This window comes from Lactovum miscens (assembly GCF_014202895.1).
Taxonomy (GTDB): domain Bacteria; phylum Bacillota; class Bacilli; order Lactobacillales; family Streptococcaceae; genus Lactovum; species Lactovum miscens.
The window spans coordinates 64,572-75,262 of the sequence record NZ_JACHHV010000006.1 but is presented as its reverse complement, the minus strand read 5'-3'; the positions used below and the strand labels follow the sequence as shown (position 1 = coordinate 75,262).

12 protein-coding genes are annotated in these 10,691 nt (G+C 38.4%); all 12 read right to left on the bottom strand.

The genetic code is table 11. The features are described from left to right. Positions 1 to 115: 115 nt before the first annotated feature. Complete coding sequence (locus HNQ37_RS02830) at positions 116 to 1,558, bottom strand: 6-phospho-beta-glucosidase (protein WP_183539128.1); 1,443 nt, start codon at positions 1,556 to 1,558, stop codon at positions 116 to 118. A 32-nt stretch (positions 1,559 to 1,590) separates the two neighbouring features. Then, complete coding sequence (locus HNQ37_RS02825; RefSeq protein ID WP_183539126.1) at positions 1,591 to 2,502, bottom strand: AEC family transporter; 912 nt, start codon at positions 2,500 to 2,502, stop codon at positions 1,591 to 1,593. Positions 2,503 to 2,588: 86 nt separating this feature from the next. After that, positions 2,589 to 4,091, bottom strand: a complete 1,503-nt coding sequence (locus tag HNQ37_RS02820; RefSeq protein ID WP_183539124.1) for a 6-phospho-beta-glucosidase — start codon at positions 4,089 to 4,091, stop codon at positions 2,589 to 2,591. Between the two features lie 99 nt (positions 4,092 to 4,190). Continuing rightward, positions 4,191 to 4,574: a VOC family protein gene (locus tag HNQ37_RS02815; protein ID WP_183539122.1), complete on the bottom strand. Its 384-nt coding sequence runs from the start codon at positions 4,572 to 4,574 to the stop codon at positions 4,191 to 4,193. Then, positions 4,571 to 4,999, bottom strand: a complete 429-nt coding sequence (locus HNQ37_RS02810) for a DUF3284 domain-containing protein (protein ID WP_183539120.1) — start codon at positions 4,997 to 4,999, stop codon at positions 4,571 to 4,573. Before HNQ37_RS02810 ends, HNQ37_RS02815 begins: the two co-directional genes overlap by 4 nt. A 68-nt stretch (positions 5,000 to 5,067) precedes the next feature. Further along, positions 5,068 to 6,414 (bottom strand): PTS sugar transporter subunit IIC, encoded by a 1,347-nt coding sequence (locus HNQ37_RS02805; protein ID WP_183539137.1) that lies wholly within the window; start codon positions 6,412 to 6,414, stop codon positions 5,068 to 5,070. Between the two features lie 132 nt (positions 6,415 to 6,546). Further along, positions 6,547 to 6,897 (bottom strand): PTS lactose/cellobiose transporter subunit IIA, encoded by a 351-nt coding sequence (locus HNQ37_RS02800; protein WP_183539117.1) that lies wholly within the window; start codon positions 6,895 to 6,897, stop codon positions 6,547 to 6,549. A gap of 33 nt (positions 6,898 to 6,930) precedes the next feature. Further along, positions 6,931 to 7,254: a PTS sugar transporter subunit IIB gene (locus HNQ37_RS02795; protein WP_183539115.1), complete on the bottom strand. Its 324-nt coding sequence runs from the start codon at positions 7,252 to 7,254 to the stop codon at positions 6,931 to 6,933. Positions 7,255 to 7,371: 117 nt separating this feature from the next. Next, positions 7,372 to 8,124, bottom strand: a complete 753-nt coding sequence (locus HNQ37_RS02790; protein WP_183539113.1) for a MurR/RpiR family transcriptional regulator — start codon at positions 8,122 to 8,124, stop codon at positions 7,372 to 7,374. Positions 8,125 to 8,151: 27 nt separating this feature from the next. Next, positions 8,152 to 9,495 (bottom strand): DEAD/DEAH box helicase, encoded by a 1,344-nt coding sequence (locus HNQ37_RS02785; protein ID WP_183539111.1) that lies wholly within the window; start codon positions 9,493 to 9,495, stop codon positions 8,152 to 8,154. A gap of 214 nt (positions 9,496 to 9,709) precedes the next feature. Next, on the bottom strand, positions 9,710 to 9,997 hold the full coding sequence (locus HNQ37_RS02780; protein WP_183539109.1) for a rhodanese-like domain-containing protein: 288 nt from the start codon (positions 9,995 to 9,997) through the stop codon (positions 9,710 to 9,712). 70 nt (positions 9,998 to 10,067) lie between these two features. Further along, a complete protein-coding gene (locus HNQ37_RS02775; RefSeq protein WP_183539107.1) occupies positions 10,068 to 10,673 on the bottom strand; it encodes a superoxide dismutase in 606 nt (201 codons plus the stop codon). Positions 10,674 to 10,691: the final 18 nt, after the last annotated feature.

The following is a 10,691-nucleotide window of genomic DNA, read 5'->3' as shown; positions in this document are numbered from 1 at the left end:
AAACTCAATTTTAAAGGTTCTTTTTCTTTTTGTCTTTTTTCTGAAATCAAAAAGCGATCACTCTTTCGAGCTACCGCCAATTATTTTACACTTATGATGATTTCCTTATTTTCTTCTAAATTTCTTCACCGTTTGTATCAATAACATGATGGTACCAAGCAAAACTATCTTTCTTTGAGCGTTTCAGAGTTCCACTTCCATCGTTATCTTTATCAACATAAATAAAACCATAACGTTTTTTCATTTCCCCTGTTCCGGCTGATACAAGGTCAATAAAGCCCCATGGTGTATAGCCAATGACATCGACTCCATCAATATCAACTGCATCCTTCATGGCTGCAATATGCTTACGCAGATAATCAATTCGATAGGGATCGTGAATTGTTCCATCCGCTTCAACTTTGTCTTCTGCTCCCAAACCGTTTTCGACAATAAACAAGGGAATTTCATAGCGTTCATAAAGCCAATTTAAAGCCCAGCGAAGCCCTAATGGGTCAACCGGCCATCCCCAATCAGACACATCTAAGTAAGGATTATCCACTATGTCTTGAGTTTCAACATAATCAAACTCTGGAGACTTTCCATGCTCATCAGCCACAACAAAACTCTTATAGTAGCTGAACCCGACATAATCTACTTTTCCACGTTCAAGCTGTGCCAAATCTTCTATAGTAATGTCTAGATTGAAATTACGACGTTCAAAAAGTTTTTTAATAAAGTTTGGATAATGCCCACGGACATGTACGTCCGAGTACCAGTAACGACGTTGATTAGCAACCATTTGCATCATCATATCTTCTGGTTTACAGGATTTTGAGTAAAGAGATGGGAAAGAAATCATGCAGCCAATTTTAAAGTCAGGATTAATCTGATGACCTAACTCAACTACTTTAGCAGAGGCAACCAATTCATAATGTGAAGCTTGGTAACTTGCTCTTTCACGACCAAGTTTAGTATCTTCTTCACCTTCGAATTTCAAGCCCGAGTTGACCCAGGTAGAATAAGTACGGAAATAGTTGGATTGATTATCAATCTCATTGAAAGTCATCCAATACTTGACCTTATCCTTATAGCGAGTCATAACCGCTTTAGCATAGCGGCTAAAGAAATCAATCAAACGACGGTCTCTCCAGCCACCATATTCAGTAACCAAATGGTAAGGTATTTCAAAATGAGAAAGGGTAATCACTGGCTCAATTCCATATTTTAAACATTCATCGAAAAGATCATCATAAAATTGTAAACCAGCTTCATTTGCTTCCAATTCATCACCATTTGGAAAGATACGCGTCCAAGCAATGGAAGTTCTGAAACAATTTAGACCAAGTTCATGGAAAAGGGCTATATCTTCTTTATACAAATGGTAGAAATCAATGGCTTCATGATTGGGATAATTTTTCCCTGGAATAACACCATTGGTAATCTCTCGTTCCACACCCACACCGCCAGCAGTTAGAACATCTGATACAGATATTCCCTTCCCATTCACATTCCAAGCCCCTTCAAGTTGGTGGGCTGCTACTGCGCCACCCCATAGGAAATCTTTTCTTAAGGACATATTTTTCTCCTTTATATTTTTTAATATATTAATCAGTTGAGTAAAACTACTGCGCCACTCATTAAAACCAAAGAACAAATCATCGACAAACTTATTGCAAAGCCAGCATCACCCTCTTCAATACCTGAATGAGTAGCAGAAATCATATTTAAAAAAGACATTGGGGTAAGTAAAATCAAAACGAGACAGAATCGGGCAAGATGAGGTAAAGGCAAAAATAAATAAACCAAAACTGCCAGGATGACGGCACCAACATAACGAATTAAAAGAATTTTCCCCACAGAAATTAGTTTCTTTATATTCACATTAATCTGCATAAAAAGTCCGATTGTAAATAAGGAAAGAAACGAATTAGCACTTGCTAAAAAATGGACTGGAGGCAAAATGGTTTCTGGAATTCGGACGTTTAGAAGGGCAATGAAAATCATCAACAGGTATGAAATAAAAGGTGGACTCTTTAAGACATTTCTAAAAATATCACGAATGTCGAAACCATAACGAATCTGTTTACTACTCATTTCTACAATTGACTCAGTCGTACCACAAACCATAATAGCATTACCAATATCAAACATAGCAATATAGGGTATAGCGGTCACTAAAAAAGATTGGACAAAGGGTATGGCAAAGTTTCCAAGATTATACCCAGAAATATTATACATCAGAAAATTTCGCTCATACAGAGACTTATTCCGCCGCAAAAAGTAAGCGAGAAAGACTAAAAAAAGATTGAATAAAAGTCCCAAAGCAATTAGCTCCCACGCCGAGAAGCTCAATTTAAAGCCATTCACGCCTATAATAATAGTTGCTGGAAGAGTTACAAACATGATCACCTTGGATACACGTTCGCCATCCTCCTGTCTCAGAACTCCAACTTTTTTCAAAAAATAAGCCAAAAAAATCGCAATTAGAAAACTTAAAGCATTGAATAAAATAGCACTCACAAGCCAATTTTACTCGCCTCCCGGTAAATTTGCAAACATCTAGACATAAAAAGGCTGGGCGTTTAAAGCCCAGCCTTTAGGTGAGATTAAATCTCTTCACCATTTGATTTAATCACACCTTGATACCAGAAGAAACTATCTTTACGTGAACGATTTAAAGTGCCATTTCCTTCATTGTCTTTATCAACATAGATGAAACCATAACGCTTTTTCATTTCTCCGGTTCCTGCAGAAACGAGATCAATAAAGCCCCATGGTGTATAACCAATCAAGTCAACACCATCATAATTGACAGCATCAATCATTGCTGCAATGTGAGCTTTCAAATAATCAACACGGTATGGATCGTGGATTGAACCATCCGCTTCAATTTTATCAACTGCACCAAAACCATTTTCTACAATGAAGAGTGGCTTCTCATAACGTTCATAAAACCAGTTCATAGACCAACGGAGTCCTAGAGGATCTATTTGCCATCCCCATTCAGAGGCTTGAACATATTCATTCTTGATCAAGTCAGTATCTTCGTTGTAGTCAAACTCAGGAGCACCAACATGATCGACCTTCTTAAAATCTGAATGAGTCATAATGCTCGCAACTTTTGATCCATCATTATCTGCTTGATCTTGAATTGCAAAACTCATGTAATAGCTGAAACCAATATAGTCAACGCATCCTTTAGCCAACGCTTGCTCATCTTCTACTGTGATGTCAAGATCAAATCCCTTACGATTAAAATAAGCCTTCAGATACGCTGGATAGTGCCCACGCACATGTACATCTGCGAACCAATAACGACGTTGCATTGCAACAGTTGACGCCATCATGTCCTCTGGTTTGCAAGTTGCTGGGTAAATGGGGCACATCGCAATCATACAACCAATTTGAAAATCAGGGTTAATCTTATGACCAATTTCAACAACCTTAGCAGAGGCTACCAGTTCATAGTGAGCAGCTTGATACATGATTTGTTCACGTTCAATAGCTGTTGCACCTTCTGGAAACTTAAGACCAGAGTTAGTAAATGGAGCAAAATCACGTAAGTAGTTGGCCTGATTATTAATTTCATTAAAAGTCATCCAATATTTTACTTTATCCTTATAACGGGTCATAACAACTTCAGCAAAGTGTGTAAAGAATTCAATGAGTTTACGGTTACGGAAACCACCATATTCAGTTACCAAGTGATAGGGCATCTCAAAATGAGATAAAGTAATAACAGGTTCAATTCCATTTTTCAAACATTCATCAAACAGATCATCGTAGAATTGAAGTCCCTCTTCATTTGGTTCAACCTCGTCTCCATTTGGGAAAATACGAGTCCACGCGATTGACGTACGAAAAGCTTTTAAACCTAGCTCAGCAAAGAGCGCCACATCTTCTTTATAACGATGGTAGAAATCAATTGCGTCATGATTGGGGTAATTCTCACCTGAAATAACGCCATCTGTAATTTGACGTTCCACACCATTGGCGCCAGCCGTCATTACGTCTGCCACAGATGGACCTTTTCCACCTTCATCCCATCCTCCTTCAAGTTGGTGTGCCGCAACGGCGCCGCCCCATAGAAAATCTTTTCTTAATGCCATTTTGGCTCCTTTATTTTTCGGAATATTCCTTTTTCTAAATATAATCTAAATCTACTAATGATGAACTAAAAAAATTTTTTTAAATAAATAATGTCGTGATTAAACAGTAATCTCAATCTGATTTCTGTCATCATCTAGAATTACGGCTTCATAGTAACCGTCACCAGTAATCCTAGGTCCAGAAATCAATTGATACCCCGACCCAGCCAATTCAAGCACCAATTTATCAACAGCCTCTTTGGATCCAACCGAGAAGGCCAGATGCACATAACCATAGAAATCATTTTTTAACTTATGATCTCTTAAACCAGGGCGTGTGCAGATTTCAAGGCGAGCTCCACCAGGGAAACTCAAAAAATAAGACTGAAACTTTGTTCTAGGATTGAGGTACTTTTCACCTGTCTTAGCTTCAAAATACTTTTCAAAAAATTCACGTGAGCGCTCAAGATCACTTACTTGAAGGCCAATATGCTCAATCTTCATGCTCCACCTTTTTTGTAAGACTCTACCATCTTATCAAGCATCGCTTGCATTGAACGTTTTTTAGCTTGTTGCATGAAAGCTCGCATAATAAAATTATTCGTTACCTGCATAAGTGACTTTGCTTTCATACTTTCGTTAATGAAGATTTCAGTCTGTGCTTCAGAAACATTCTTAAACTCCCAACGCGTTGTATAATAACCCGTCGGTGTTTCTGTGCTAAAAGCATAGACAGAAGGAATTGTCACCTCATCTATTTTGATTGTTGAAGCATCTCGGCCTGAAATCACTTTCTGATATTCAAAGCCTTGTAAAACTTTGGCATTGAGTTTTCTGTTAATTGAGCGCTCAATATCAAAAAGGACAGATTCAATCACTTTATCAAAAATATATTGTTGGGGTGCATTAATTGTTTTTTTGAATTTCATATGACCCTTACCTAATAATAAGACAGGCACAAGTTTCCTTGTGCCAGTCAAAATGTTTTTGCAGAAAATTAACCTTTAATCTCTTCCTCAATATCATTTTCTTGTTTAAGAAGAATATTGTCGTATGCACGGGCAAATGGGAAGTAAACGAAGAATGAAAGAACTACGATTAAAATTTGCCAGATCATAGATTGCCATCCACCGACAAGCAAACCAGAAATGATCATTGGTGTTGTCCAAGGAGCAACGACACCAGTAAATGGAGGAACAATGCCTATTGCTATGACGATATAAGTTAGGATACCTGAGATCAATGGCATCAACAAGAATGGTGCTGCCAAGATAGGGTTCAAAACAATTGGCATACCGAAGAGTACAGGCTCATTGATGTTGAAGATTGCAGGACCGATTTCCATTTTACCAATAGTACGCATTTGGACTGATTTCGCACGCCAAAGCATGAAGATTACAAATCCCATTGTCAAACCTGAACCTGTTACTGTCAAGAATTGATCCATGAATGCTTGTGTTACGATGTGGACATGAATCCCACCTGCTGTTGAATTTAAATTCCATGAAAGGTGATGTGCGTTAACGTATGAATATACTTTTGCGTTATCAGCTGCATTCGCTTGAAGAAGTGGGCCCATGATACCACCGATGATAGTTGCACCGTGAACACCAAACCACCAGATAAATACTGGAAGGAAAGCAATAACGAATACACCTACAGGTCCATCTGTAACGTGTTGCAATGGAGTTTGAATAACTTTATAAACCCATTCAACAAATGTTGTATTGAAGCCTTTAACAAATAATGCATTGACAGCACCACCAATTGTGATGATAGCAGCTGCTGGTACTAAGGCAGTGAATGAAGCTGAAACATTCTCAGGTACTTGTTCAGGCATCTTGATTGTAATGTTGCGACGTAAGAAACCTGTGTAGATAAATCCTACTGCAAGACCAACCAAGATTGAGAGAATCATACCTTGTCCGCCAAGCCAAGTACGGTTGATGATACCACCAACTTGATAAGCAGTTGAAATTTTAGTAGGATCCTTGATGTTGACAACAGATTTTATTGTGTCTGGTTGAAGCACAATATGAACAATAATAGCAGTCAAACCAGCTGGAACACCTTCGTAACCTGCGTCACGCACCCATGAATAAGCGATACCAAATACAGCTAAGAGGGCCATGATACCGAATGAAGCATTGTTAATTTGGCCAAACAATGTTCCCCATCCTGAATCAGCAATTGCTTTATTAACCGAAGTCAAGAAGCCGATAGCAGGGATGTTTGCCAAGATCAAGAATACTGATCCGATAATGATGAATGGGATAGGATAAATCATACCATTCTTGATCGCCGTTACCGCACGGGTATTCAAGAATTTCATCATTGGAGGCATGATGTAGGTCGTTACAAACCCTTGTTTTTCTTCTGTTTCCAATTTTTACTCCTTTTGGCTAGTTACCTAACCATGATATTTTTGTTACCGAAAAATAAAATAACTTCAATTGAGAGGTAGAAATACCTTCAATTACTTGTTCTCTAACGCTTGTATGCGTTTTTCTTGACCAATAACTTCCGCTGCCAAGTCTTTGAATGTAATTGCATTCATGAGGTGATCTTGAGCGTGAACCATGTATAGATTCCAACCAATTTGTTCACCTTGAGCAAGACGAGTCAAGAGGTCTGTTTGAACATCATGTGCTTCCTTAAGCTGTTCACCTGCTTGTTTAAGAGACTCCTCAGACTCTTCAAACTCGCCGGCTTTAGCCTGTTGGATTGCTTGGAAAGCTAAACCTTTAGCATTTCCACCTGCCATGATAAGTCCCATAACAACTTCCATGTATTCGTCGCTAGTTGGGTTTTCGTATTTGTCAGACATGTACCTTCCTTTTCAATTATTGTTATTAACGAATTAAAGTCCCATGAGCTTCTCAGCTTGAGCTAGAACACGGTCACCCTTCATCATGCCATAATCTTGCATGTTGATAACATCAAGTGGAATGCCAACTGAGTCTGCAATTTTCTTCATTTGAGCTTTTTGGTAAGCCACTTGTGGGCCAAGCAAAAGAACATCTGGTGCTGGTGTTGCATGAAGCATTTGGTCAGCTTCAGAGGTTGATTTAGCAAAAATTTCGTAGTCCTTACCTTGAGCTTTTGCAGCATCTTGCATCTTCTTTACAAGAAGTGAAGTTGACATACCCGCAGCACAAGCAAGGGCAATAATTTTTCCTGCCATCTTATTTTTTCCTTTCTTAAAATGATTACAAATTATGATAACGTTTTCTATTTTGTTTTTCAATAGCTAATGAGACCATTTTGATAATTAAAAATTTGTTACATCAGATGTAACAAATTAAAAAATAATTTCTCCATGATTGATTTGAGCCACCCGATAAGCCATCATTTCAACGATGGCAAGAGATGGAAGTTGCGTCGTAAGTTTGATGTCCTCACTAGGTGTGGCATATTCGTTTAGCATGTTATAGCTAAAGTTAATCGCTGAAAGTCTGGACAGAGTAGAGTTAGGATTATTTGTGATACTTATTAAAAAAGCACCCGATCGTTGAACTTCCACAGTCTTTCTTAGGACATGATCAGTTTCTCCAGAAACAGATAAAACAACAAGCACTGAATTCTCATATTCATCAACAAGTACTGGACGGAAAATATCAGTAAATGGGCGAGAAAGCAAGCCTAAATTATTGAAATACCTTGAAGCATATTGGGCCAAAGCATCAGAAGTTCCAAGCCCCATAAAGTCAACAAATCTCGCCGCCGCCATTTTCTCGACAGCTAGGTCCATTTTATCTTTAAACTCTTTCTCCGAAAGGTTCTTCCAGAATAGATCTAACGAAATCATGTTTTCATAGGAATGATCCATGTTCACACGGAATTCCTTTTGGGCATTTAAGTAATATTTAAATTCAGCCCAGCCTTTAAAGCCTAACTTGACAGCTAGCCTTACAATAGTCGTCGTCGAGGTATGAATCTCTGCTGCTAATTCACGAATGGTCATCTCTCGAGCCTTTTCAGGTTCACGATTGATATATTCGTAAGCAAGCAACTCAAGATCATTCAGACGTTTGACTACATCTGCTTCAAACATCAGTAACCTCCTCCTTGCATAATTTTATCAGAACTTATTTGAACTCTTACGTGCGTTACGCTTTGTTTTTGCCCGATTATTCTGATCTTGGCGACGTTTTTTCTTGTTTTCCTCATCAACTGCCCATTTAATTGCACGTTTGTACCCAGGTTTAATTTTCTTCTTCCCTTTTGCAAGCGCACCACGTGTTGTTAAAGACATCTCTGCTTTAACAGGCTTACGCTTTTCACGACGGCCTCGATCGTAAGAATCAACAATCTCGTTATTCTTGACCGCTTTAGGAGAGAAACTCAAGCCCATCTTCTCAAGCTCGCGGAGCTTGGAATCATCCGTTTGCTCATACAAAGTGATTGTAATTCCAGAAAGACCCGCACGCCCAGTCCGACCGATACGGTGAATAAAGAAAGTCAAGTCATTTGGTATCTCCACATTGATAACATGGCTAACACCTGCAATATCAATACCACGAGCCGCTAAGTCTGTAGCTACCACAAATTGGTATTCAAGTTTGTTAATTCTTTCCATCGTGCGCTTACGCTCACGAGGTTCTACATCCCCATGAATTTTTGCAACTTTTAGACCTTTTTCAACTAAGAAAGTTTGTAGTTGATCTGCACGAGACTTTGTATTTACAAAGATAAGTGCCAGATAAGGATTGGCTGCTTTGAGAAATTCAAAAGTCATTTCATCTTTTTTATGATTTGCTGAAATCAACCAATTTTCAATGTTTTCAGGTACAAGGACTGTTGAACGTATTTGCTCTTCAATTGGATTATGCAAGTACTTTTTCAAGAAAGGTTGAAGCTTTTGCGGAATCGTTGCTGAAAAGACCAACATTTGGAGTTTCCGAGCAAAACTTGAAGCAATTGCATCAACTTCCTTCAAAAAGCCCATATCAAGTGTCATATCAGCTTCATCTACCACAAAGGTAGTTGCCGTGTGAACGTTGAGGGCTTGAGAATTAATCATGTCAAGGACACGACCAGGTGTTCCAATGACAATCATTGGCTGAGAATTTTTTAACTTATCAATCTGACGTTTCTTATCTGTTCCACCAACGAAGTTTGAAATCGTGATTGATTCTTCAACTTTTTGGAATTCTTGAGCTGCCTTAAAAATTTGAGTTGCCAATTCACGCGAGGGAGCAACAATCACCGCTTGAGCTTGGGCCTTTGTAAGATCAAGGTGCTGCATAATTGGTAGCAGAAAGGCATGGGTTTTCCCTGATCCAGTCACTGCTTCACCAATAAGATCACGACCGGCCAATATAGGCGGAATTAATTTTTCCTGCGTCTTGGTTGGATGGATAAAATTAATCTGAGTCAAAGTCTCATTGATAAAAGACTTAAATTTAAAATCTGTAAAGTTCATGCCTTATTATAGCATAGAAAAGAGCCTTTCTTAGGCTCTACTTACAATACTTCTCTTTTTCAAAATCCAATAATTCAGTTACTAACTTGATAAAACACGCCTAATTTGTTCGATATTTGACATTCTTTAAAATGAGACTTAAAAATACTCAACCTGATTTTATATCCATGTTTTTTATAAAGCAGTCACGACTTTATATTCTATTAAATAAGATTCAGATTTCTAAATCTTTTTCCCAAGCTTCAGTTCCACCGAGGACATTAATGGTATTAATCCCTTGTGTAGCTAAAAATTCTTGTGCGCGAGCTGAACGACCACCAAGTTGACAAATTAGATAAGCGTTTTCAGGGATACGATTAAGACGTGTTTCTAGTTTTGACATGGGAATATTGATCGCACCTGGGACATGACCCGCAACATATTCATCTTCCTCACGAATATCAATTAAGTCAATCCTTGATTCAATTTTTTCTTCTAATTCTTGAATGCTAATAGATTCCATACTCTTTCTCCTGACATGATCATTTAAAATTTTAAAAAGCCAACTCTCATTGGCTTTTTATTTTTAGAACTTAATTAGCAAAAAGTTCGTTAACAAAGTCCCAATTGATCAAGTTGAAGAATGCTTCAATATAGTCAGGACGAACATTACGATACTTCAAGTAATAAGCGTGTTCCCAAACGTCAAGTCCAAGAACAGCCTTTTCACCTTCAGAGATTGGGTTATCTTGATTAGCTGTTGAAGTGATTTTCAATTTGCCATCTTTATCAACTACAAGCCAAGCCCACCCAGAACCAAAACGTCCTGTTGCAGCTGCCTTAAATTGCGTCTTAAATTCTTCAAAAGAACCAAATTCTTTGGCAATCGCGTCGCCAATCTCAGCAGTAGCAATTCCACCACCATTGGGTGTTAACCATTTCCAGAATAGGCTATGATTCAAGTGTCCCCCAGCATTATTGCGAACAGCTGTACGGATGTCCTCTGGAACTGCGTTCAAATCTGACAAAAGTTCTTCAACTGTCTTATCTGCAAGTTCACTATGCTTCTCAATCGCTACATTCAAATTATTAACATAAGTTTGATGATGCTTGTCGTGATGTAAGTGCATTGTCTCTTCGTCAAAGAAAGGCTCAAGCGCATCGTATGCGTAGGGAAGCTCAGGTAAAATGTGTGCCATTATGGTATCCTCCGATTT